The 23,094-nt window shown below is 60.5% G+C and carries 20 protein-coding genes and 1 tRNA gene; 17 read left to right on the forward strand and 4 right to left on the reverse strand.

Annotated features, from left to right (window positions below):
- Positions 1-39: 39 nt before the first annotated feature.
- From BM079_RS13340 to BM079_RS13350, 3 genes are all read right to left on the reverse strand, one after another.
- The gene (locus BM079_RS13340; protein WP_175489704.1) at positions 40-918 is read right to left on the reverse strand and encodes an MBL fold metallo-hydrolase; all 879 of its coding nucleotides are present in this window, start codon (positions 916-918) and stop codon (positions 40-42) included.
- Between the two features lie 162 nt (positions 919-1,080).
- Positions 1,081-1,157: transfer RNA gene (locus BM079_RS13345), tRNA-Pro, on the reverse strand.
- 61 nt (positions 1,158-1,218) lie between these two features.
- Positions 1,219-2,157, reverse strand: a complete 939-nt coding sequence (locus BM079_RS13350; protein WP_245743044.1) for a polyprenyl synthetase family protein — start codon at positions 2,155-2,157, stop codon at positions 1,219-1,221.
- A 374-nt stretch (positions 2,158-2,531) separates the two neighbouring features.
- Between BM079_RS13350 and rplU the strand changes: the two genes are divergently transcribed.
- The 17 genes from rplU to BM079_RS13435 all read left to right on the forward strand — a co-directional run bounded on the left by rplU (position 2,532) and on the right by BM079_RS13435 (position 22,520).
- On the forward strand, positions 2,532-2,840 hold the full coding sequence (gene rplU / locus BM079_RS13355; RefSeq protein ID WP_090134923.1) for a 50S ribosomal protein L21: 309 nt from the start codon (positions 2,532-2,534) through the stop codon (positions 2,838-2,840).
- Positions 2,841-2,871: 31 nt separating this feature from the next.
- Positions 2,872-3,129 (forward strand): 50S ribosomal protein L27, encoded by a 258-nt coding sequence (gene rpmA / locus BM079_RS13360; RefSeq protein WP_086621944.1) that lies wholly within the window; start codon positions 2,872-2,874, stop codon positions 3,127-3,129.
- A gap of 194 nt (positions 3,130-3,323) precedes the next feature.
- Entirely contained in the window at positions 3,324-4,523 is a 1,200-nt protein-coding gene (gene cgtA, locus BM079_RS13365) for an Obg family GTPase CgtA (protein ID WP_090134925.1), read from the forward strand.
- Between the two features lie 39 nt (positions 4,524-4,562).
- Positions 4,563-5,708, forward strand: a complete 1,146-nt coding sequence (proB, locus tag BM079_RS13370) for a glutamate 5-kinase (protein ID WP_175489709.1) — start codon at positions 4,563-4,565, stop codon at positions 5,706-5,708.
- Positions 5,709-5,825: 117 nt separating this feature from the next.
- Positions 5,826-6,092 (forward strand): 30S ribosomal protein S20, encoded by a 267-nt coding sequence (gene rpsT, locus BM079_RS13375; RefSeq protein ID WP_090134932.1) that lies wholly within the window; start codon positions 5,826-5,828, stop codon positions 6,090-6,092.
- 93 nt (positions 6,093-6,185) lie between these two features.
- The gene (murJ, locus tag BM079_RS13380; protein WP_090135057.1) at positions 6,186-7,796 is read left to right on the forward strand and encodes a murein biosynthesis integral membrane protein MurJ; all 1,611 of its coding nucleotides are present in this window, start codon (positions 6,186-6,188) and stop codon (positions 7,794-7,796) included.
- Between the two features lie 64 nt (positions 7,797-7,860).
- The gene (ribF, locus tag BM079_RS13385) at positions 7,861-8,907 is read left to right on the forward strand and encodes a bifunctional riboflavin kinase/FAD synthetase (RefSeq protein ID WP_090134934.1); all 1,047 of its coding nucleotides are present in this window, start codon (positions 7,861-7,863) and stop codon (positions 8,905-8,907) included.
- A 17-nt stretch (positions 8,908-8,924) separates the two neighbouring features.
- On the forward strand, positions 8,925-11,759 hold the full coding sequence (gene ileS / locus BM079_RS13390; protein WP_090134936.1) for an isoleucine--tRNA ligase: 2,835 nt from the start codon (positions 8,925-8,927) through the stop codon (positions 11,757-11,759).
- On the forward strand, positions 11,752-12,279 hold the full coding sequence (lspA, locus tag BM079_RS13395; protein ID WP_090134938.1) for a signal peptidase II: 528 nt from the start codon (positions 11,752-11,754) through the stop codon (positions 12,277-12,279). Before ileS ends, lspA begins: the two co-directional genes overlap by 8 nt.
- Positions 12,269-12,754, forward strand: a complete 486-nt coding sequence (locus BM079_RS13400; RefSeq protein ID WP_245743046.1) for an FKBP-type peptidyl-prolyl cis-trans isomerase — start codon at positions 12,269-12,271, stop codon at positions 12,752-12,754. Before lspA ends, BM079_RS13400 begins: the two co-directional genes overlap by 11 nt.
- A gap of 96 nt (positions 12,755-12,850) precedes the next feature.
- Entirely contained in the window at positions 12,851-13,804 is a 954-nt protein-coding gene (gene ispH, locus BM079_RS13405; protein WP_090134941.1) for a 4-hydroxy-3-methylbut-2-enyl diphosphate reductase, read from the forward strand.
- 27 nt (positions 13,805-13,831) lie between these two features.
- Complete coding sequence (locus tag BM079_RS13410) at positions 13,832-14,305, forward strand: sterol desaturase family protein (RefSeq protein WP_090134943.1); 474 nt, start codon at positions 13,832-13,834, stop codon at positions 14,303-14,305.
- Positions 14,306-14,409: 104 nt separating this feature from the next.
- Complete coding sequence (gene pilV / locus BM079_RS13415) at positions 14,410-14,988, forward strand: type IV pilus modification protein PilV (protein ID WP_090134946.1); 579 nt, start codon at positions 14,410-14,412, stop codon at positions 14,986-14,988.
- A complete protein-coding gene (locus BM079_RS13420; protein ID WP_090135062.1) occupies positions 14,988-15,914 on the forward strand; it encodes a PilW family protein in 927 nt (308 codons plus the stop codon). The genes pilV and BM079_RS13420 overlap by 1 nt, the downstream gene beginning before the upstream one ends.
- A complete protein-coding gene (locus tag BM079_RS13425; protein WP_090134948.1) occupies positions 15,904-16,401 on the forward strand; it encodes a pilus assembly PilX family protein in 498 nt (165 codons plus the stop codon). The genes BM079_RS13420 and BM079_RS13425 overlap by 11 nt, the downstream gene beginning before the upstream one ends.
- Positions 16,402-16,457: 56 nt before the next feature.
- Positions 16,458-19,436 (forward strand): PilC/PilY family type IV pilus protein, encoded by a 2,979-nt coding sequence (locus BM079_RS13430; protein ID WP_175489705.1) that lies wholly within the window; start codon positions 16,458-16,460, stop codon positions 19,434-19,436.
- Between the two features lie 81 nt (positions 19,437-19,517).
- Positions 19,518-22,520 carry an EAL domain-containing protein gene (locus BM079_RS13435; protein ID WP_175489706.1) on the forward strand — a complete coding sequence of 1,001 codons (3,003 nt, stop codon included), beginning with the start codon at positions 19,518-19,520 and terminating at the stop codon, positions 22,518-22,520.
- A 9-nt stretch (positions 22,521-22,529) separates the two neighbouring features.
- On the opposite strand, the gene BM079_RS13440 is transcribed toward BM079_RS13435, so the two are convergent.
- Positions 22,530-23,003 carry a GspH/FimT family pseudopilin gene (locus BM079_RS13440; protein ID WP_090134954.1) on the reverse strand — a complete coding sequence of 158 codons (474 nt, stop codon included), beginning with the start codon at positions 23,001-23,003 and terminating at the stop codon, positions 22,530-22,532.
- Between the last annotated feature and the right edge of the window lie 91 nt (positions 23,004-23,094).

Raw genomic sequence — 23,094 nt, forward strand, 5'->3', positions numbered from 1 at the left:
AGCACGAGGGCCCCGACAATGGTCGGGGCCCTGCTCGTTTTACACGATGGGGGACCAGACGTGGGGCAGGAAGCGATAGCCCCGGGTGTCTTCCACGATATGGCCGATGCCGGGGAAGTCCAGATGGTGGCCGGCCACCATGAGCTTTTCGCGGGTGACGCGTTCAAGAATCCTTTTACGTGTGGCCATAGCCTGCTCGCCGTCCACATCAAAAAGAACGCCGGCATCCGGCTCGGGCAGCTGAATCTGCGGCAGATGCACGATATCGCCCCACAGCAGCAGTCGCTCATCGCCGGATTCGATCAGGTAGCCGCTGTGCCCCGGCGTATGTCCCGACAGGGCCACACGGGTGACCCCCTCCATGACCTGATCACCCTCGAGACGCTCGATGCGGTCGCGATTGATCTTGAGCACGCGGTGAGCCACATCAAACTGCTGGGCAAACATGTCGGAGGCATCCTCGGGCGCTGGCTGCTGCCAGAAATCCAGCTCCTTGCCCGGCACCAGAATACGGGCATTGGCAAACGCCGGTTGATCGTTCGAGGCGATCAGACCGCCGATGTGATCCGGATGCAGATGCGTGATCAATACAGCATCGATGGCCTCTGGCAGTACGCCGATGTCGGCAAGCCCCTGTGACAGACGACCGCCCTCGCCATCGGCCAGCGCGCCGTAGCCGCTATCCACCAGCACGCGCTGATCGCCGATGTGCAGCAGATAGGCGTTGAGCGTGATACGCGGCGGGTTGGGACGCAGGCTCTGCGTCTGAAGGGTATCGGCACGTGAGGCATCGATATGCTGGATCAGTTCCAGTGACCCCTGCATCCAGGCATCCATCAGTGTGGTGACAACGATCTCGCCAACGCGCAGATGATGGACATTGGCAGGCTGCTGATCGGGAAACAGGCTATCGTTCACGGGAGCTCCGGTCTTGAGTATCGATGGAGCCAGCATAGCGTGTCGCATGCAGATCGCCAGCCTGATCACCTATCAGCAAACGCCTGGGAAGAGGGGTGTAGAGATCTGAAGAGCGGGCATGAAAAAAGCGCCTGTCGGTGAGGACAGGCGCTTTTATCGTGTTGGTCGGAATAGCAGGATTCGAACCTACGACCTCTGCCTCCCGAAGGCAGCGCTCTACCAAGCTGAGCTATATTCCGAAAGTCATGTGCGTCATGACGGTGCGCATTATACGTCGTGTTTCAATTAATGCAAGCCTCTTCAGGCATGGCGATCCACCGCTTGGCGTACCAGCAGCTCAAGACTCTCGCGATAGGGCGATGGCGGCAGCAGTGCGAGCTGCTCGAGCGCGCGATCCACCATTTCGTGAGCGCGGTCTCGCGTGTACTCCAGCGCGCCGGTATCGCGCACGATGGCCAGCACTTCATCCAGATAGGAGAGGCCGCCTTCGTTGATGGCGCGGCGGACCACGTTGGCCTGTGCCGGGCTGCCCACCGCCATGGCGCGAATCAGGGGCAGGGTCGGTTTGCCCTCGGCCAGATCATCACCCACGTTCTTGCCCATCTCGCTGGCATCGCCCTGATAGTCCAGCAGGTCATCGACGAGCTGAAAGGCCAGTCCCAGGTAGCGACCATAGAGCTTGAGCGCCTCGATCTGCGCGTCACTGCCGCCGGCCACCATGGCGCCGGTATGGGAGGCCGCCTCGAACAGCATGGCGGTCTTGCCCTGGATGGTGTCGAAGTAGGCGGCTTCATCGATATCGGCATTGCCGATATTGGTCAGCTGCAGTACTTCGCCTTCGGCAATGATGGAGGTCGCGTTGGAGAGTACGGCCATGATCGGCATGGAGCCGACCTCGACCATCATCTCGAACGAGCGGGAATAGAGAAAGTCGCCGACCAGTACCGAGGGGGCGTTGCCCCAGGTGTCGTTGGCCGTGGCGCGCCCGCGACGCAGATGGGATTCGTCCACCACATCATCGTGCAAGAGTGTCGAGGTGTGCATGAACTCGATCAGGGCGGCCAGCGTAATGTGCTGCTGGCCTTCGTAGCCCAGCGCCCTGGCCGACAGGAGCGACAGCAGCGGGCGGACGCGCTTGCCGCCGCTTTCAATGATGTAGTTGCCGATCGTCTCGATCAGGGGAACATGTGAGGCGAGCTGCGCGCGAATGGTGCGGTCAACAGCTGCAAAGTCTTCCATGACGGGTTCATGGGTCCTGGAGACGCTGGGTGAAACGACTTGGCTGTTCACAGTGAACCTCGGGCTTCTATTCCCTGCAGGCATGGGCCCGGGCCGGCAGGACAACAGGGGGCTTGGGTTTGCCGGGCAGTCTTCTCGAAGGCCCTTCGGGCGTCGAAGCGACATGGATGCCGGGTATGCTAGGTAACCCCTTCATGGGCGTCAAGATGCATCATGCCGGGCCTTGAGTTGGTCCGCGCGGGCGGTTATAATTCGCGCCCTTAACTCATCGTGCTCCCTGTAAGATGGCTCATGCTCCGTTATCCGGAGTGAGGTCGGGCCACTTGCCACAGGTCGATGAAGCAGCCAACCGGATGAGTCAATTGGAGAATTCCATGTACGCAGTAATCAAGAGCGGCGGCAAGCAGTATCGCGTCCAGGAAGGTCAGCGTCTCAAGCTTGAAAAGCTGGACGTGGCCACGGGCGACAGCATCGATTTCGATCAGGTACTGCTGGTCGGCGGTGACGACGTCAAGATCGGTGCACCGCTGGTGTCGGGCGCTGTTGTCAAGGCAGAGGTCGTCTCTCACGGCCGCGGCGAGAAGGTCAATATTCTCAAGTTCCGTCGCCGCAAGCACAGCATGAAGCGTCAGGGCCACCGTCAGTGGTACACTGAAGTCAAAATCACCGGGATTACTGCGTAAGCGTTTTTCCGCATTTCAGGAGGTCATACTCATGGCTCACAAGAAGGCCGCAGGTAGTACGCGCAACGGTCGCGATTCCGAGTCAAAACGCCTTGGTGTCAAGCTCTTCGGTGGTCAGGAAGCCTCTGCCGGCAGCATCATTGTTCGCCAGCGTGGCACTCGCTTCCACGCCGGTGAAGGCGTCGGCGTCGGTCGCGACTTCACCCTGTTTGCCCTGCGCGATGGTCAGGTGAAGTTCGAGACCAAGGGTCCGAAAAAGCGCAAGCACGTCAGCATCGTCTCTGCCTGAGACCGCTGATCTGCTTAAAAGCCCCGCTCAGGCGGGGCTTTTTTTTATCATGTGGGTCCCCATGCACTGGACTCACGGGCGCTGATGCCATGCCGGGCCTGATATGCTGATGGTCGGACAGGCTTGAGCAGCAGCCCTTTGTTTTTCGATAACCGGTTTTGTATACAGGGCGATTCGTCGCCGGGAGTAGTGACATGCAGTTCGTCGATGAAGCCTCGATCACGGTGGAAGCCGGTAACGGTGGCAGTGGCTGCGTCAGCTTCCGCCGTGAAAAGTATGTGCCGCGCGGTGGCCCGGACGGTGGCGACGGCGGGCATGGCGGCAGCGTCATTCTGGTCGGTGATGAATCGCTCAACACCCTGATCGACTTCAAGTTTCAGCGTTTTCACAAGGCGCCCAACGGTCAGCCCGGACGCGGCAGTCAGATGAACGGTCGCAAGGGCGAGGATCTGGTGGTGCAGGTGCCGGTCGGCACGACCGTCATTGATGTTGAAACCCTTGAGGTCATCGGTGATATCACTGCCGTGGGTCAGGAGCTCAAGGTGGCACAGGGCGGTCGCAAGGGGCTGGGCAACGTGCACTTCAAGTCCTCGACCAACCGGACCCCGCGCCAGAGTGTGCCGGCCGGCGAGGGCGAACGTCGCGAGCTGCGCCTTGAGCTCAAGCTGATGGCCGATGTTGGCCTGCTGGGCATGCCCAATGCCGGCAAGTCAACGCTGATCCGTTCCGTGTCGGCGGCGCGCCCCAAGGTGGCTGACTATCCCTTCACGACGCTGGTGCCCAATCTGGGTGTGGTCAAGCTGGGCATGCATGAACATTTCGTCATGGCCGATGTGCCGGGGCTGATCGAGGGCGCCTCGGATGGCGCGGGGCTTGGCCTTCGGTTTCTCAAGCATCTGACCCGCACGCGTCTTTTGCTGCACGTGATCGATGTGGCGCCCTTTGACGAGAGTGATCCGGTCGAGTCGGCGGACATGATCATTCGCGAGCTCGAGCAGTACTCCCCGACGCTGGCCGAAAGCCCGCGTTGGCTGGTGCTCAACAAGTGTGATCTTGTTGATGAGGAGACCCGTGAGGCTCTGCTTGAGCGTATTATCGAGCGGCTGAACTGGGAGGGTCCGATCTTTCGCATTTCTGCCATTGCCGGGCAGGGCACGAACGAGCTGGTGCAGTCCGTGCATCGCTGGCTCGTCGAGCAGCGCCAGCTCGAGCAGGAAGATGAAGACGCCGCCGCCCGCACGCGCGCCGTTCGCGAGCGCATGGAGGCCGAGGCCGTGGCGCGTACCGAAGCGCGGCTGGCCTTCATGGCCGGGCGCAAGCGCCGTGATGAAGTCGATGATGACGATGACTTCGACGACGATGATTTCGATGTCGAAGTGGAATACAAGCCCTGAGTCCTGCCGGGCACGAGACCGGAGCTGGAGAGCGTGATGATGGAGCAGGCGGTAGCAGAAGGTCGCCACCGGATGAATCAGGTGCGGCGTGTGGTGGTCAAGATCGGCAGTGCGCTGCTGACCAACGACGGGCGTGGCCTTGATGAGTCCGCCATTGGCGGCTGGGTGGATCAGCTGGCCGAGCTGCATCGGCGCGGCGTCGAGGTGGTGCTGGTCTCTTCGGGGGCCGTGGCCGAAGGCATGGTCAGGCTGGGCTGGCAGGTGCGTCCGAGCGCACTGCATGATCTGCAGGCGGCGGCCGCCGTCGGGCAGACCGGGCTGGTGCGCAGCTACGAGGATCATTTCGCGCGGTTTGAGATCCGCACCGCGCAGATCCTGCTGACCCACGACGATCTTTCCAACCGCAAACGCTATCTCAACGCGCGCTCGGCGCTGCGTACCCTGATCGATCTGGGCGTGGTGCCCATCGTCAACGAAAACGACACCGTCGTGACCGATGAGATCCGCTTTGGTGACAATGACACTCTCGGCGCGCTGGTGGTCAATCTACTGGAAGCTGATGCCCTGATCATCCTGACCGATCAGGAAGGGCTCTATAACGCTGATCCTCGCAAGGATGCCGATGCGCAGCTGATCAGCGAGGGCAAGGCCGATGATCCGCGCTGGGTGGCCGTGGCCGGTGATGGCGGCAAGCTGGGACGGGGTGGCATGGCCACCAAGATTCGCGCTGCCAGACTGGCGGCGCGCTCCGGGGCGCTGACGCTGATCGCCAGTGGTCGCCAGCCGCGCGTGCTGTCCCGCCTGCTCGATAGCGAGAACATCGGCACGCTGCTGGTGCCCGAACACGCGCCGATGACCGCGCGCAAGCGCTGGCTGGCCGGGCAACTGCAGGTGCGTGGCAAGCTGACGCTGGATCAGGGCGCCGTAACGCGCGTCTGTCAGCGCGGCTCGAGTCTTTTGCCGGTGGGGGTGACCGCTGTAGAAGGCGGCTTCCGTCGCGGTGACATGGTGCTGTGCGTGGACGGTGACGGTGAGCCGGTCGCCAAGGGGCTGGCGAACTATGACGCCCAGGACACTGCGCGGATTCTGGGGGTGCCGACCCATGATATCGTGGCGCACCTGGGGTATATCGAGGCGCCGGAGCTCATTCATCGCGACAATATGGTGATCCTGCACGGCCCCTGAGCCGGGGCTGGTATTGCTGGAGGGTCGCTGCTAGAATGCCGCCTCTCTTGTGAAGGTGCCCACCCAAGAGGCGCTTTTATCAAAATTCATCAACGTCACCACTCCAGGGAGTAGACGATGGCCAATACCCGTCAGGCTCGCAAGCGCGCCGTCCAGGCCGAGCGCCGCCGCCAGAAAAATGCCAGCCAGCGTTCCATGGTGCGCACGCACATCAAGCGTGTCATCAAGGCAATCAGCGCCGGCGATCACAGCGCCGCCATGGCCGAGTTCCGCGTGGCTCAGCGTGTGATCGATCGCATCGCCGACAAGAGCGCCTACGACAAGAATCGCGCTGCTCGCGTCAAGAGCCGTCTGAACGCGCGTATCAAGGCGCTGGCTGCCTGATAACAGGCGAAACGCCCTGTTATAGACAGCAGCATCTGCAGAAAACCGGCTTCGGCCGGTTTTTTGCGTATTCAGACTATGCAGCGATGCCTGATGCGGCGCATCAAGGGGCGCTTTGGGAGTGGGAGACAGAGTATCGTGAGTGCTGAAGCAAGCAGTGGAAAGGGCGCCGGACTGCTGCGCTCGGGCATGGTAGTGGGTGTCATGACGATGCTGTCACGGGTGCTGGGGCTGGCGCGTGATGTGGTTGTGGCCACGTTTTTCGGGGCCGGCAGCGGTGCCGATGCCTTCTTCATTGCCTTCAGGATTCCCAACTTTTTGCGCCGTCTTTTTGCAGAGGGTGCCTTCAACCAGGCTTTCGTGCCGGTGCTGTCGGAATATGCCTCTCAGCGTGAGCGCAAGGAGGTGCGAGAGCTTCTGGATGCCACCGCCGGCACGCTGGCCGTGGTGCTGCTGGGCATTACGGTATTGGCCGTGCTCTGTTCGCCCTGGCTTGTCTGGGTCTTTGCGCCCGGCTTTCATGATGACGGCCACGGCAAGCTGGCGCTGACTGCGGAGATGCTGCGCCTGACCTTTCCCTATCTGCTGCTGATTTCACTGACGGCCTTTTCCGGCAGCGTACTCAACAGCTATGGCCGCTTTGCGGTGCCGGCCTTCACGCCGGTACTTTTGAACCTGTCGATGATCGGGGCGGCGCTGTGGCTGGCACCGCTGCTGGATGTGCCGGTCATGGCGCTGGCATGGGGCGTACTGATTGCCGGCATCGCCCAGCTTCTGTTCCAGATTCCGTTTCTGATGCGACTGGGGCTGTTGCCCCGCTTGAAACCCAACTTCCGCCATACCGGCGTGCGCCGCATCCTGCGGCTGATGGGGCCTGCGATGTTCGGGGTGTCGGTATCGCAGATCAATCTGCTGCTCGATACCGTGCTGGCTTCCGTGCTGGTCGGCGGTAGTGTCTCCTGGCTTTATTACTCCGACCGTCTGGTCGAACTGCCGCTTGGCGTGTTTGGTATCGCGATCGGTACCGTGATTCTGCCGGCCCTGTCGCGTCAGCACGCCAGCGACGATCCCGGGCACTTTGCCCGCATGATCGACTGGGGCCTTCGCGCCGTATTGCTGATCGGGCTACCGGCGGCGCTGGCGCTGATCGTGCTGGCCGAGCCGCTGCTGATCACGCTCTTTCACTATGGCGCGATGACCGATCACGACATTGCAATGTCTGCGCGCAGCCTGCGCGCCTATGCGGTGGGGCTGGTGGCCTTCATGCTGATCAAGGTGCTGGCGCCCGGTTACTATGCCCGTCAGGACACGAAAACGCCGGTGAAGATCGGCATCATTGCGATGGTGGCCAACATGGCCTTCAACCTGATTCTGATGTGGCCGCTGGCCCATGCCGGACTGGCCTTGGCGACCGCCATGTCGGCCTGGCTCAACGCACTGCTTCTGGGGCGTGGTCTGCTCCATCGTCAGGTGCTGCAGTTCCAGCCCGGCTGGGGGCGTTTTGCCCTGCAGCTTCTGGTGGGCTGCGCGCTGCTGGCCGGCGGGCTGTGGTGGCTCACGCCCGGCTGGCAGCAGTGGCTGTCCTGGGGGATCGAGCAGCGCCTTGCGGTGCTGATGGGACTGATCGTGGCGGCTCTGGCGGTCTATTTTGCCTGGTTGGGGGTGGCGGGCGTGCGCGTTCGTCATTTCAAACTGCGCGGCTGATGCCTGTCCGTCCGGCGCGTACAGCGCTATAATCGCAGGTTTATTGCGGCGGGCAGCAGTCGGCATGGAACTGATCAGAGGGTTACATAATCTACGCCCCCGGCATCGGGGCAGTGTTGTCACCATCGGCAATTTCGATGGGGTCCACCGTGGTCATCAGGCCATTCTGGATCAGCTGAAGACCCATGCCCGGGCGCATGACCTGCCGGCGGTCGTGGTGGTGTTCGAGCCGCAGCCGCGTGAATACTTCGCCTGTGATCAGGCGCCACCCCGGCTGACCCGATTGAGCGACAAGGTTCGCCTGCTGGGCCAGCACGGCGCTGATCGGGTGCTTTGCCTGCCGTTCAATCGCCGCCTGCGTGAGCTTTCGGCGCGTGAGTTCGTTGATCGCGTTCTGATTCAGGGGCTGGGTGTTCGCCATCTGGTTGTGGGCGACGACTTTCGTTTCGGCTGCGACCGCGCCGGTGATTTTGATCTGCTCAGAGCGATGGGTGAGACGAACGGTTTTTCGGTCGAACATACCCGTACCTTTCAGATCGGCGGTGAGCGCGTATCCAGCAGTCGGGTGCGTACCCTGCTGGCATCGGGCAACTTCGCGCAGGCCGACGTTTTGCTGGGGCGCCCCTTCAGTCTGGAAGGGCGCGTGGTCAAGGACCGCCAGCTGGGCCGAACCATCGGCGTGCCCACGGCCAACCTGCCGCTGGTGCCCGGTCCGCTGGTGCTGCGCGGTGTGCTGGCCGCCATCACCCGGCTCGAGGATGGTCGCGAGGTGCCCGGCGTGCTCAATATCGGCTGGCGACCCACGGTCGGGGCAGATCGCCCGGTTCTGGAAGTCCATCTTTTCGATATCGATGAATCGCTTTACGGGCAGCGTCTGGTCGTCATGCCCTGCGCCAGACTGCGGGGCGAAGAGACCTTTGCGTCCATCGATGAACTCAAGCGGCGCATCCATCTGGATATTGACCAGGCGCGCAGCTATTTCCAGCAGCACGCTTCTGACGCTTCGGGCGATTCGTCCGGCGCAGAAGGGGTGGATGCATCCTTGCCTTCCTGCCGCTATCCCATGGCCTCGGCGCCACTGGCGGAGGAGCGCAGCAAACATGAACAGTGACGGCTGACCATCAGGTTATGAGCGACTACAAGCACACGTTGAATCTGCCCCATACCGACTTTCCCATGCGCGGCATGCTGCCCAGACAGGAGCCGGGTCGGGTCTCGCAGTGGCAGGACATGAATCTGTACCAGCGCCTGCGTGAGGCGCGAGCCGGTGCTCCTCTGTTCGTGCTGCACGATGGCCCTCCCTATGCCAACGGCAGCATTCACATCGGTCATGCGCTCAACAAGATTCTCAAGGACATCATCGTCAAGTCGAAGAATCTGGCCGGTTTCGATGCGCCCTATGTGCCGGGCTGGGACTGTCACGGGCTGCCCATCGAGCACCGGGTGGAAACCACTCATGGCAAGCATCTCGAGCCTGAAAGGGCGCGAGCCCTGTGTCGTGAATATGCCGGCGCACAGATCGAGACGCAGCTGGCTGATTTCGTGCGGCTCGGCGTGATCGGTGACTGGGACCATCCCTATCGCACCATGGACTACGTCAATGAAGCCGGCGAGATTCGTGCGCTGGCCGAGATGGTCGAAGCCGGGTTCGTCTTCAAGGGGCTCAAGCCGGTCAACTGGTGCTTCGACTGCGGCTCGGCGCTGGCCGAAGCCGAGGTGGAGTATCAGGACAAGCAGTCCGATGCCATCGATGTGGCTTTTCCGGTGGAAGACGCTGACAGGCTGGCAGAAGCCTTTGGGCTGGAGACGCTGCCAAAACCTGCAGCGGCGGTGATCTGGACCACGACGCCCTGGACCATTCCTGCCAACCAGGCGCTCAACGTGCACCCGGATTTCACCTATGCGCTGGTCGATACCGGTGAGCGTCTGCTGGTACTGGCCGAAGAGCTGGTCGAAAGCTCTCTGGAGCGCTTTGGCCTGAGCGGTGAGGTCATCGCCACCACGACCGGCAGTGCGCTGGATCTGATCAACTTCCGCCATCCCTTTTATGACCGTCTGTCGCCGGTCTATCTGGCCGACTACGTCGAGTCCGAAGTGGGCAGCACTGGTATCGTGCATTCGGCCCCGTCCTACGGGGTGGACGACTTCAACACCTGCCGCGCCCATGGCATGAGCTTTGACGAGATGCTCAATCCGGTTCAGGGCAACGGGGTCTATGTCGACGACCTGCCGTACTTTGGCGGTCAAATGATCTGGAAGGCCAACCCGAATATCATCGAAAAGCTCGGGGAAGTGGGTGCGCTGATGGCGCACAAGCCCATCACCCACAGCTACATGCACTGCTGGCGCCACAAGTCTCCCGTCATCTATCGCGCCACCGCGCAGTGGTTTGTGGGCATGGACATTCAGGGCAAGGATGGCAGGACGCTTCGCGAGCGGGCGCTTGAAGGCATCGAGGCTACGCAGTTCACGCCGTCGTGGGGGCGCGCGCGCCTTCACAGCATGATCGCCAATCGCCCTGACTGGTGCATTTCACGCCAGCGTAACTGGGGCGTGCCGATTCCGTTTTTCCTGCACAGGCAGACCGGTGAGCTGCATCCGCGCACCGTTGAGCTCATGGAAGACGTGGCTGGACTGGTAGAGCAAAAGGGCATCGATGCCTGGTTTGGCCTCGATCCGGAGACGCTGCTGGGGGCGGAAGCCGGCGATTATGACAAGGTGATGGATACGCTGGACGTCTGGTTCGATTCCGGTACCACCCATCGTCACGTGCTCAGGGGCTCACATCCTCAGGGTCATGAGAGCGGCCCGCTGGCCGATCTCTATCTGGAAGGCTCGGATCAGCATCGCGGCTGGTTCCATTCATCGCTTCTGACCGGCTCGGCCATCGACGGACACGCGCCGTATCGTCAGCTTCTGACCCACGGCTTCACGGTCGACGCTCAGGGGCGCAAGCAGTCGAAGTCGCTGGGTAACGTGGTCGCTCCGCAGGAAGTGATGGACAAGCTGGGGGCCGATATTCTGCGCCTGTGGGTCGCCTCGACCGACTACTCCGGCGAAATGGCCGTTTCCGACGAGATTCTCAAGCGTACAGCCGATGTGTATCGCCGCATTCGCAATACCTCGCGCTTTCTGCTGGGCAATCTGAACGGCTTTGATCCGAAGCGCGACATGGTAGCTTTTGATGACATGATCGCGCTGGATCGCTGGGTCGTCGATCGGGCCCTGCTGCTGCAGGCGCGCATCGACAAGGCCTATGAGGAGTATCGCTTCCGCGACGTCTATCAGCAGGTGCATGATTTCTGTGCCCGCGATCTGGGCGGCTTCTATCTGGACATCATCAAGGATCGTCAGTACACCACCCAGCCCGACTCGCTGGCGCGTCGCAGCTGTCAGAGCGCGCTTTATCACGTGATCGAGGCGCTGTCGCGCTGGGTTGCACCGATTCTCTCCTTCACAGCCGAAGAGATTTACGAGCACATCCCGGGCAGCCGCGGCGACAGCGTCCTGCTGGAAACCTGGTATGAAGGGCTCGCACCGCTGCCGGAAGATGCCGACATGGGTCGAGCGTTCTGGGAGCGGGTCATCGAGGTCAAGCAGGCGGTCAACAAGCAGCTTGAGGATGCCCGTAACGAGGGTGTGATCAAGGGCGCGCTGGACAGCGAAGTGACCCTTTATGTGAACGATGAGCTTCACGATCTGCTGTCACGCTTCGAAGAGGAACTGCGTTTTGTGCTGATCACCTCCGAGGCCACGCTGGCACCGCTGAGTGAAGGTAATGATGCTCGAACGACCGAGCTTGACGGTCTGAAGGTGGCCATTCACCTGAGCGAGTTCGAAAAGGACGAGCGTAGCTGGGAGCGCCGCGCCGACGTGGGCACCCATCCGGAACACCCGACGCTGTCGGCACGCTCCATCGCCAACCTGCCGGGTGGCCCCGGTGAGGTGCGCCGCCATGCCTAAGGCGCAATATGCGCACGCGCGCTATACGCTGCGCTGGTGGTGGCTATCGCTGGCGGTCATCGTGCTGGATCTGGGCGCCAAGGCGTGGGCCAGCATGGCGCTGGCCTATGCCCGGCCGGTTGAAGTGCTGCCGTTTTTCAATCTGACGCTTTTGCATAATACCGGGGCTGCCTTCAGTTTCCTGTCCGAGCACGCGGGCTGGCAGCGCTGGCTGTTTGCCCTGATTGCCGTAGGGGCTGTTGTCGCACTCAGTATCTGGCTGGCCCGTCTTGATCGTCATGACCGGCTCAATCAGGTGTCGATCTCGCTGATCATCGGTGGTGCCATCGGCAATCTGTTTGATCGTCTGGTGCACGGCTATGTGGTGGATTTTCTATCCTTCCACTGGCAGGGCTGGTATTACCCGGCCTTCAATCTGGCCGATACGGCCATCACGCTGGGCGCTGTGGGCATCATCATTGCCTCGTTCAGGCGTGATAAAAGCGACACAGCACAGCCGGAGCGCCATCATGAAGGATAAGTCTGTCGAATCCGGCGGCAATGCGGGAATGCCCGCTGCCGACGACAACATGACGATGACCATCCATTTCACCCTGCGGCTTGAAGATGGCACCGAGGTGGACACCACCCGTGGCAAGCGCCCGGCCGAGTTTGTCTTCGGTGACGGCAACCTGCCGCCGGGGTTTGAAAAACCGATCCGGGGCATGCATCCGGGAGAGACGCGCGTCAGCGAGGTCACGCCCGAGCATGCCTTTGGCCCCTGGAATCCGCAGAACGTCCAGAAGCTCAAGCGGTCGGACTTTGAGGACCAGGAGGCGCTTGAAGAGGGTGTGGTCATGTCCTTTGCCGACCCGACCGGTGGCGGTGAGCTGCCCGGCGTCATCAGGTCGGTGGATGAGCAGCAGGTCGAGGTCGACTTCAATCATCCTCTGGCCGGTCGGACGCTGACCTTCGAGGTTGAAGTGCTTGAGGTGACCCCCACCACCACGCACTGAGCGTATTTCATGATGGGGTTGGCCGGCCCCGTCGCCGTTCGCCCATACGACAGTGATGTGCGACACTGACACCATTATTCAACAGCGAGGTGGCCCATGCAGATCAGGCTGGCCAATCCACGTGGTTTCTGTGCAGGCGTTGACCGCGCCATTGATATCGTCAACCGGGCACTCGATGTGTTCGGCGCACCGATTTACGTTCGCCATGAAGTGGTCCACAACCGTTACGTGGTGGAGACGCTGCGCGAGCGCGGGGCCATTTTTGTCGAAGAACTTGACGACATTCCCGATGACAATATCGTCATCTTCTCGGCGCATGGTGTCTCACGCGCCGTGCAGCAGGAAGCCGAGCGTCGTGGCCTGCGCATCTTCGATGCGACCTGTCCGCTGGTGACCAAGGTGCATATGGAAGTACTGCGCTACGCCAAACGCGGGCGTGAGTGTATCCTGATCGGCCATGCCGGGCATCCGGAAGTCGAGGGCACCATGGGCCGCTATGACGGGAGCTTCGGCGGTGCCATCTATCTCGTGGAGGACGAGGCAGATGCCCGTGCCCTGAAGGTCAACGACCCCGAAAACCTCTCCTTTGTGACTCAGACCACGCTGTCGATGGACGACACGTCGAAGGTCATCGACGCCCTGCGCGAGACCTTTCCGGCCATTCAGGGGCCGCGCAAGGACGACATCTGCTACGCCACGCAAAATCGTCAGGACGCCGTGCGCGAGCTGGCCGAGCAGTGCGATGTCCTGCTGGTGGTGGGCAGTGCCAACAGTTCCAATTCCAACCGCCTTGCCGAGCTGGCCGAGCGGATGGGTACGCCGGCCTGGCTGATTGATGACGCACAGGCGATGCAGGGCGAGTGGTTTGAAAACTGCCGGGTTGTCGGTGTGACCGCCGGTGCCAGCGCTCCGGAAGTGCTGGTCAGAGGGGTGATCGATCGCCTCAAGGAACTTGGCGGTCAGGAGCCGGAAGAGCTTTCAGGGCGTGAGGAGACCATTACCTTCTCCATGCCGAAAGAGCTGCGCGAGAAGGTCATCGCGAGCGTCTAGATCGTTCAAAAGTCTCGGGAGGCCTGTATGGGAGACGTGCTGATCTGGGGGATGCTGTTTCTGCTGGCGTTTGCCGGCATGGAATTCGTGGCCTGGTTTACGCATCGCTATATCATGCACGGCTTCCTGTGGTGCTGGCATCGATCACATCACAGTGAGCGTCATGGGCTTTTTGAGCTCAACGATCTGTTTGCGGTCGTTTTCGCGCTGCCTTCGGTGGTGCTGATTTATAACGGGCTCAACGGCCATGCCTTTCAGCTGGCGCTGGGTCTGGGCATCGCGGCCTATGGGCTGGTCTATTTCATGTTTCATGACGGGCTGGTCCATCGGCGTTTTCCGGTGCCGTTTGACCGTCAGCAGCGCTTCTGGAAAAAGCGTATTCAGGCCCACCGTATGCATCACGCCGTGGAGACAAAGGAGGGGGCTGTCTCCTTTGGCTTTCTGGTCATCAAGCCCATCAGCCGTTTAAAGCGTGAGCTGACCACCCGCCGTCGCCCCTGACGCTTTTGCCTGACTCATCTCCTGTGCGGTGAGTCAGGCGCCCACCCTCTCAAGTCACGTTCCTGTCATGCCGATAAAGGCGCTGTTCAGCGCTCGGATTCGACATGATGCCTTACACGCCTGTTTTCACTCAGCGCGGCTTTACCCTGCTGGAAGTGCTGGTCGCCATGGTGGTGCTGAGTCTCGGCGCCATGGGCGTCATGAGTCTGGTGCTCCATGCTCAGCAGGCCAATGAACAGGCCCTGCAGCGCGGTCGCGCCACGCTTCTGGTCAACGACATGCTGGAGCGACTGCGCGCCAATGCCACCCGTGAGGCGATGGCGATCTACAACGTGGGGGAAGGCGCCCATGCCCCCATCGGTGATCAGCAGCAACAGGGGGGCAGCGACTGCCGCCAGTCAGACTGCGACAGTCAGGCACTGGCCCGCTTTGATCTTGCCGATTGGGAACATCAGATCATGCAGGCGCAGGGGGAACACCATCACCTTGATGGCCTGATGCAGGCGCATGCCTGCATTGCGGTCACACCTCAGGCGCAGCGATTCGATGTGACCGTGACGCTGGCCTGGCGGGGGACCGGATCAGGGGGCAGCGTAGACGAGACACCCTGTGCCAGCGCCGATATTACCAGCGCTCGCCAGAGCGTCAGTGCCAGCAGCCGCTATCACTCGGTGCGCGGTTGATGTTGAATGCTGCCAATTCCGGCCACGATCAGCGCGGTGCCACCCTGCTGGAGATGATGATTGCCATGGCGCTGGGCCTGATGGTGCTCTCCGCCGTGATCGCGCTCTATATGCAGACCGCGCGCAGTTTTCACCAGCAGCATGCCATGGCCGACCTTCAGGTCAGGGGGCGCATGGCCACGCAGCTGTTGAGCGAGGAGCTGCGTCGTACCGGCTTCTGGGGCGAGATCATGACCCCGTCGCGCAGCGCTGAGTGCAGCAATATGACCAAAGCCGTGGATATTGCCTGCGCGCTGCCTGTCTGGGGCGGCACGGCCGAACAGGCCAGGGCGCTTGGACTGGTGCCCAAAAGCGCCACCACTCTTGATGACGGTACTGCGCGGCCCTCCGCCGTCGTGGCAGTCCGCTACGCCGATCACGGTAACGGCACCTGCCTGACGCTGGATGCAGGCGCCAGCCCCCCGCGGCAACTCACTCTCGAACCGCCCTGTCAGGGTGACTGGCACTATCGGGCCGGAATCTATTACCTGCGCATGGTCGATGACGTTTATAGCGGCGAGCGCGTACCAGCACTCTACGTCAATCAGCGCAGCGCTTCGGGCAACTACTCCAGTACCGAAATCGTGCGCCATGTCGAGGCATTCGAGGTGGAATGGGGGCGCGATGAGACCGGCGATGGCAGCGTCAATCGCTTTTATGCCAGCGACGCTGTGGCCGGTTGGAAGCCGGCAGACTGGGACCAGGTCGTGGCGGCACGGATCTACATTGTGATGCGCAGCGAAAAAATGGCGCAGCCGATGCCGGCCCGCGAGTTTCTGGTGGCCGGTCGCTCGATTGCCTTTGAAGCCGACCACTATCAGCGCCGTCTGTTTGTGACCACGGCGACGCTTCGCAACACTCGTCTCAGGAGCGCCCATGAGTTCTGATCATCGCCAGGGCGGATTCACGCTGGTCATCGGATTGATACTGCTGTCGGCCATGACGCTGCTGGCGGTGTCGCTGGTCCAGCGCGGCCTGCTGGATACCCGATTGGCCCACTACGCCGAGACCAGTGTTCAGCGCTTTCAACAGCAGGACGGCCAGATCGAAACGCAGCTGTCCCGGCTCGAGCCGCTCATGGCCGGTTATCTGATGCAGCCCTGCAGTGAAAGCGTGGCCGCGCCTGAATCCGGTACGCAGCTGAGCGTGCAGCGGCTGTGCCTGGATGACGTACAGGCAGGACTTTCAAGCGAGGTGCGCGAGCAGCTCGAGCGGCGCTACGCCACCAGCATTGCTGCCTCCGGACATCAGTCGCTACGACACTATCACTACTTCAATCTGCGCGCCGTACCCAAGGATTTCGATCCCGCCCGGGATCAAGGGCAGGGCATCTACCAGGGCGTGGTCACACTGAGCTCGGGAGGCGCACCGTAATGCGGGCTGATCCGTACCGATACTGGCACCGGTGGCTGCTGATAATGATTTTCCTGATGGCTCTGACAGCGTCAGGTGCCGGTCGTGCCGACGACGTGGATATCTATCTGCCGGCCTATCAGGCCCGCGGAGGAGGTGGTCAGCCGCAGGTCATGCTGATCATCGATACCTCGGCCAGCATGAACACCGATTTGCCCGGGTCCAGAAAGACTCGCATTGGCGTGACGCGTGACGTGTTGAGCAATCTTGTGCGTCAGCATCCTGGTATCAATTTTTCGCTTGCGGTGTTCAATGACAACAACTGGGTCGGCCGCAAGGATGCTTATTCTGATCTCGGTCAGAACGGTGGGCGAGTACTTCAGGGATTTTCCCCTGAGCCCCGACAGAGCGGCGAGTCCCGAAACACTCTATTGACGACCATCAATAACAAGGTTGTCGCCAATACAACGACACCGCTTTGTGAAACCATGAGCGAAGTCTATCGATACTTTACCGGGGCCGAAGTGCTGTATGGCAGGCAAAACACCAAAGCCTCGCCACCTCGTGATACCAGCATCGAGCATCATGGTGCCTACGGTTCGCCGATGCGCCCCTGCGAACATGTCTACGTCATCTATATGACGGATGGGGTGCCACTCATGGATACCCAGGCCAATCAATTCATTAAAAAACTGACCGGCAGGCCCTGCCGGTATTATGACGCAGCGGTACCCAATACTGACGATTTGGAATCGGTCGAAAACTGTCTGCCGCAGCTGACACGGTTCATGGCAGAACACGATCTGGGGGATGGCCAGAATGGACGACCTGCCCTGACCGGGATCCAGCATGCCTATACCTTTACCATTGGCTTCAATACTCGCCAGCGCCTTCTCGAAGATGCCGCACAGCCGCCGCCGGGCATTGCGCAGGGATACTACGAAGCCAACGACCGCGACGGGCTGGATCTGGCCTTCAGCCGAATTCTGGGCAGCATCATCGAAAACGAGATTCAGACCCAGCGCTTCAGTACGGCCACCAATATCGAGGGCACCGAGAATCTGGGACAGGTCTACTCGCCCGGATTTCTGCCCCGTGGCTATGTGCCCTGGACCGGCAACCTGAAAAAGTTTGCCGTCGACAGCACTCAGCCCAGCAACCCCATCAAGCGTGATCTCTGGAGTCAGGGCATCACTGAAACCAGCGCGCCGGATGCCGTGGAGCAGGGCGGTGCGGGTGCACGCATGAAAGAGCAGGTACGTACCGGCAGAACCCTTTATACCGACGTGGGCAGAAACGCCGCTTTTAAAAGACTTCCTGCGCCCGGTACCCGATCGACGCTGGATACCGACGGCATCGACGGGCGCGCGCTGGGCGTACTGGAGCAGAGCCGTTATACGCCGCGCCAGCTGGCGGACTGGATTTACGGGCTTGATGTCACCAATGACAGCGAGACCGATGTCCGGCCCTGGGTCATGGGCGATATCGTGCACTCCCAGCCGCTGGCCATTAATTATGGCTGCGCCGAGACACGCGCTGACTGCTCGATAGAGCGTCAGCGCATTCGCCTTTTCGTGGGGACTAATGAAGGCTTGCTACACGCCATCGATGACAGTAACGGTGCCGAGCGCTGGGCCTTCTGGCCGCGCGAGACGGCAGGCATGGCCGTTTATCGCATGCTCAACACCCGGCCCGAATATGGCTGGCCACAGTCGGAAGGCGGTCTGTCGTATCGTTCACAGTCCACGCACTATGGCGTGGATGGCTCTCCGGGGGCCTGGCTTGATTACAGGGCGATACGGGACGCTGCCGGTCAGCGCCGGGTGAGCCTTGAAAAGGCCGTGCTGGCCTTCGGTTTTGGTCGTGGCGGACGAGGGTATTACGGGCTGAATGTCATTGAACCTGATGCGCCGCAGCTGGCCTGGTATGCGCTCGATCCCGACTGGGGACAGAGCTGGTCCACGCCGGTGGCGACAACGCTTGGTGACGGACGCGCCGTTTTTCTGGTCGGCATGGGGTATGATCTCACGGCCGGGCAGCGGCCTGATCGTGGACCGTCACGATTTGGCGCGGGCATGGCGGTCATTGATGCCCGAAGCGGTACGATTATTGCCTCGCTCAAGGGACCGAGTGACAGCGTGCCGGCGACCATCACGCCAGTGGATCGTGATTTTGACGGGGTGGTGGATAGTGCCTTTTTTGGTGATACCGGTGGCAATATCTGGTTCGCCGATCTGCGACTGGGCGATGACGGCCGAGGCTCCAAAAGAACGCCCGCCGACTGGCAGCTGCACCAGGTGGCATCTCTGGGACGCCATGATCATGACGGCGTTGATCGCGCCTTTTTCAATCGGGCCAATCTGGTGCGTACCTATCTGGATCAAACGCCCGTGGATCTTTTGATGCTGGGCAGCGGCGATCGTGCCGACCCGCTTGATGGCAACAGTCATGATGGCTTTTACATTCTTGAGGTCAGCCGATGGTTGAACGACTCCCCCGGTGATAGAACACCGCGCATGCTGAATAATGAAGATCTGATCAATGCGCCGTTACAGGGGATGACCTATACCCTTGGTGCACCCATGGATCGACAGGGCTTTCTCGACAGGCAGGCCTTTCACGGCTGGCGCCTGATGTTGTCGGCAGGAGAAAAGATATTGTCAGATGCTTCCACGATCGCCGGTAATACGCTTTTTACGAGCTATCACCCGGAGGTGCCTGATGACATGTGCATGGCGGTGCGCGGCAATTCAAGGCTCTACGGTTTTTCGCTGCCGGTCTGGCGCGACAATGGCCATCGTCACGAACAGCGCACGGGCACGGTCAAGAGTGCCGATATGGGAAGCTATCTACAGGAAACGCCCGCTTTTTTAATCGAAGGGCTACGCACTCGCGTGCTGGATACCGAAAGAGCGGGTCAGGTCGCCGCCGTGCTTGAGGGGGGGCATGGTGATTCAAAAAAGAGTGAAGACGATCGCTGTGGTCAGTACGATGCCGTCGATGGCGCCTTTCGCGAATGCATGGTGACGGCGCCGCTATGGTGGTATCAGCAGTAACGGTCAGAAAATGATCGATGCGTCGGGGAATCGTCATAAAACAATATAACAATGCCTCAATGGGCTGAGTGCAGGGAACGGATGTCGGGAATCTACGAACAGCTCTTTGAAAACAGCGACAGACCGCGCACTGCCCGCTGGCTGCGACTGCTGCTTTTCATGCTGGCCTACCTGCTGCTGGCGACGGGGGCGATGATACTCTCACACGATAATGTCGCAGTCGTGCCGCCATGGCTTGCCGGGCCCATGGCCATCGGTGCATTGATACGTCTGCACCCACGCGACTGGATCATGCCGCTTGTGGGTATTGCGCTGGCTGACATGCTGGCCCATTACATCGTTCATACCTCAATCGCTTATACCTCGATCGGCCATGCCTCTCATGGGGTTATTCAATATACCGTTATCAGCATGGCCGAGATCGTGATCGGCGCTCTATGGTTACGCTGGCGCCATGCAGATACTCTGATCATGGCGCCGGTCTCGTCATTCATGAGCATACTTGTTATCAGTGTTTTCGTGATTCCTCTGATCGGTTCGCTGGCACTGGTGCTGACGTCGCCTTGGTATGGGTCGGAAACCCTTCATCTATGGTGGGGGCGCTATATTTCCGGAGCGCTGGGCATGCTGGTCATGTTGCCCGTGACGCTTAAAAGCTCCATTCAGCGCTGGCGCATGCTGCTGTCTCACAACGTTCTCACGGCGTTCAACGCCATGCTGGCGCTGACCATCATGGTTGATGCTTTCATTGTGCTGTTTTTTCCCGATGAAATTGTCCTGAGTATCATACCGTTGCTGCTTGGGGCGCTGCTGCTCGATTTTTTTCGAAGCACTCTGCTGAATGCGGTCAGCGTGGTCTCGCTGGTGGTGCTGGTATCCATTTACCAGCAAAACGAGATATCTCGTTTCGGCATGTTCCACTACATTTCCATTGCATTGACGGTGCTGCCGGCCCTGCTGCTTGGCATTGCGCTGCAGGGATTTCGCCGCGAGCGCTCGCAGCTGTTACAAAGTGAACAGCGCTGGAAAGCGGCGCTGGAAGGTAGCGGCCAGGGTGTCTGGGAGATGGATCTGGCACGAGGTCAGATCAGGGCGTCGCTTGAGGCGCATTGCCTGCAGGGAGAGGGTGGCAGCATGACCTGCTCCATAGCCCATTGGCGCGAGAAAACCCATCCCGATGATGTGGCGCACGTAGAGCAGGCTCTTGAAGCGCACATCACGGGGAAGAGCCCGCGTTACGTGGCGGAATACCGTGTGCGTCAGAAGGATGGCAGCTATCGCTGGTATCAATCGCGTGGCAGGATCATGCGCCTTGATGAGCAGGGGAAGGCGCTGCAGATAATGGGCACGCTGATCGATATTCACGCTGCGCGTCAGGCCGAAATCGAGCGTGAACGGCTGGCCGGGGATCTGCAGGAGGAAAAGGAGCGGCTTCAGGTCACGCTGAATTCGATCGGTGACGGGGTCATCGCCACTGATATGAGCGGCACTGTGGTGTTCATGAACCCCGTGGCGGAAGAGATTACCGGCTGGCCTTTTTCCGAAGCCAGACATCGCGCGCTTCAGGATGTCTTTCATCTACACGGCCCGGATATGACGCCACGCTCGCTCGAGCTGATCGAAACCTGTCTGACACGTAACGAAGTCTGCATGACCGGCGATGATTCGATCCTGATCAACAAGGATCAGCGGCCGCTTGAGGTCAAGGCCACGGCGGCGCCGGTGCGAGCCGCCGCCGGCAGGGCTATGGGCGCCATCCTGGTGTTTCAGGACATGTCCCGGGCGCGTGAGCTTCAGCGTCGCCTTACCTTTACGGCCAGTCATGATGCGCTGACCGGGCTGTATAATCGTCGCTATTTCGAGCAGGAAGTCGAAAATATCATCAGCCAGGGGGGTGGGTCGGCGGCCGTGCTGGTAGTGCTGAATCTGGATCATTTCAAGATCATCAACGATTCGGCCGGTCAGCTGGCGGGGGACGCCCTGCTGATCGAGATTGCCCGACTGATCGAGCAGCATCTCGGTGTCCATGATGTGCTGGCGCGTCTGGGCAGTGATGAGTTTGCCGTGTTGCTCCATGAACGCGACATCGAAGCGTCAGCGGTATGGGTTGATGATGTGATCAGCACCATCAGCGCTCTGCGATTTTCATGGAACGGCCAGATTTATGAGGTGAGCGTCAGCGCCGGCCTGATCGTGGTCGATGGTGACGCCGAAGGCTTCGGTGCCCTGATCAGTCACGTCAATGTGGCCTGCTACACTTCCAAACGCGGCGGACGCAATCGGGCCACGATCTATCATTCCGGGCAGGAGGATATCGAGCAGTATCATCGTGATATCTTCATGGCGGGTGGTTTGCGTGAGGCCATCGACAATGACCGTTTTACCCTGTTTTTCCAGCGCATTGCGCCCCTGCAGGATGAAGGCAGCGACTATCTGGAAATACTGGTCAGGATGCTGGGGCGTGAAGGCGAGATTATCGCCCCGGGAGCCTTCATCCCGGTGGCGGAGCGTTACGGCATCATGGCCGCCGTGGACCGCTGGGTGATCAAGCGCGCGCTTGTCCGCGATGGCGAACAATTGGCGCAGGTGCTCAATGGTCGCTCGCTGAGCATCAACCTCTCTGCCAACTCGCTCAATGAGACGGACTTTCTGCCCTGGCTGCTGGACACCATGGCTGCCTCGCCACTTTCACCACAGGCGCTGATCTTTGAAATCACGGAAACGGCGCTCATGAACCATCTCGATATGGCGCGCGAGGTGATCGATACGCTGCGCAGGGCAGGTTGTCGTGTAGCGCTGGACGATTTCGGCAGCGGACTGAGTTCTTTCAGCTATCTGCGCAATTTTGAGGTCGACATCATCAAGATCGACGGCGGCTTCATTCGCCACGTCAACGACAACGCGCTCGATCAGGTGATTGTGGATGCCATCAACCAGATTGCCCATCGATTGGGAGCGCTGACCGTGGCCGAATTCATCGAGGATGCTGCCAGTCAGGACAGGCTGACCGGGATGGGGGTGGATTACGCTCAGGGCTATTACATCCATCGGCCGATGCCGCTTGAAGACCTCTGGCTTGACTAGCCCTGCCGCTCAGCATTCTCCTTTTGTCTCCACGGTTTCGACACGGGTGCGCCCCAGACGATTGACTATCAACTTCCGCGTTTCCCGGGTATGGCAGAGATAAAAGGTGCCATTGAGCATGCTGCCTGACAGGCGAGGCTGAAAGACAAGGGCCTTTGAAAGCCCCTTCCATCGCAGGGTAATGGCTTCATGGCTTTCAAGGTGATAGCGAACATGTCTTTCGGCGTCCATCACCAGGAGATGTTGCCACTGCCCGTCACAGCGCTGACCATCGCGACTGCCGCACAGTGTCCATGGCCTGCCATGGTCCATGCTGGCCAGCTGCGCCTGCTGCATCAACCCTTTGACATCACGCACCTGGGCATCCAGCTGTCGGTCGGCATACCACTGCTGAGTGAATGACATTCCAAAAACCATCGTCGACATCATGATCATTATTACCACCATGGCTTCCAGCAGAGTGAGACCCTGTTGAGCACGCAAGATACTATCCTTTCTCCATGGGCCAGCAGGTTGTAACGGCGGGTCAGGATAATAATTTAGATAATTTTAATATTTTGGCGGGCAGGGTAAT

It is taken from the genome of Kushneria avicenniae (assembly GCF_900112585.1).
In the GTDB taxonomy this organism is placed as follows: Bacteria; Pseudomonadota; Gammaproteobacteria; order Pseudomonadales; family Halomonadaceae; genus Kushneria; species Kushneria avicenniae.

Excerpts from the sequence above, each read along its gene's own strand:
- BM079_RS13430 (WP_175489705.1), top strand. The coding sequence starts at position 16,458 with ATGGCTCTGACAGCGTCAGGTGCCGGTCGTGCCGACGACGTGGATATC.
- cgtA (WP_090134925.1), top strand. The coding sequence starts at position 3,324 with ATGCAGTTCGTCGATGAAGCCTCGATCACGGTGGAAGCCGGTAACGGT.
- lspA (WP_090134938.1), top strand. The coding sequence starts at position 11,752 with ATGCCTAAGGCGCAATATGCGCACGCGCGCTATACGCTGCGCTGGTGG.
- BM079_RS13425 (WP_090134948.1), top strand. The coding sequence starts at position 15,904 with ATGAGTTCTGATCATCGCCAGGGCGGATTCACGCTGGTCATCGGATTG.
- murJ (WP_090135057.1), top strand. The coding sequence starts at position 6,186 with ATGCGGCGCATCAAGGGGCGCTTTGGGAGTGGGAGACAGAGTATCGTG.
- pilV (WP_090134946.1), top strand. The coding sequence starts at position 14,410 with ATGATGCCTTACACGCCTGTTTTCACTCAGCGCGGCTTTACCCTGCTG.
- BM079_RS13420 (WP_090135062.1), top strand. The coding sequence starts at position 14,988 with ATGTTGAATGCTGCCAATTCCGGCCACGATCAGCGCGGTGCCACCCTG.
- ileS (WP_090134936.1), top strand. The coding sequence starts at position 8,925 with ATGAGCGACTACAAGCACACGTTGAATCTGCCCCATACCGACTTTCCC.
- ispH (WP_090134941.1), top strand. The coding sequence starts at position 12,851 with ATGCAGATCAGGCTGGCCAATCCACGTGGTTTCTGTGCAGGCGTTGAC.
- proB (WP_175489709.1), top strand. The coding sequence starts at position 4,563 with ATGGAGCAGGCGGTAGCAGAAGGTCGCCACCGGATGAATCAGGTGCGG.
- BM079_RS13435 (WP_175489706.1), top strand. The coding sequence starts at position 19,518 with ATGTCGGGAATCTACGAACAGCTCTTTGAAAACAGCGACAGACCGCGC.
- rplU (WP_090134923.1), top strand. The coding sequence starts at position 2,532 with ATGTACGCAGTAATCAAGAGCGGCGGCAAGCAGTATCGCGTCCAGGAA.
- rpsT (WP_090134932.1), top strand. The coding sequence starts at position 5,826 with ATGGCCAATACCCGTCAGGCTCGCAAGCGCGCCGTCCAGGCCGAGCGC.
- rpmA (WP_086621944.1), top strand. The coding sequence starts at position 2,872 with ATGGCTCACAAGAAGGCCGCAGGTAGTACGCGCAACGGTCGCGATTCC.
- BM079_RS13410 (WP_090134943.1), top strand. The coding sequence starts at position 13,832 with ATGGGAGACGTGCTGATCTGGGGGATGCTGTTTCTGCTGGCGTTTGCC.
- ribF (WP_090134934.1), top strand. The coding sequence starts at position 7,861 with ATGGAACTGATCAGAGGGTTACATAATCTACGCCCCCGGCATCGGGGC.
- BM079_RS13350 (WP_245743044.1), bottom strand. The coding sequence starts at position 2,157 with ATGGAAGACTTTGCAGCTGTTGACCGCACCATTCGCGCGCAGCTCGCC.
- BM079_RS13400 (WP_245743046.1), top strand. The coding sequence starts at position 12,269 with ATGAAGGATAAGTCTGTCGAATCCGGCGGCAATGCGGGAATGCCCGCT.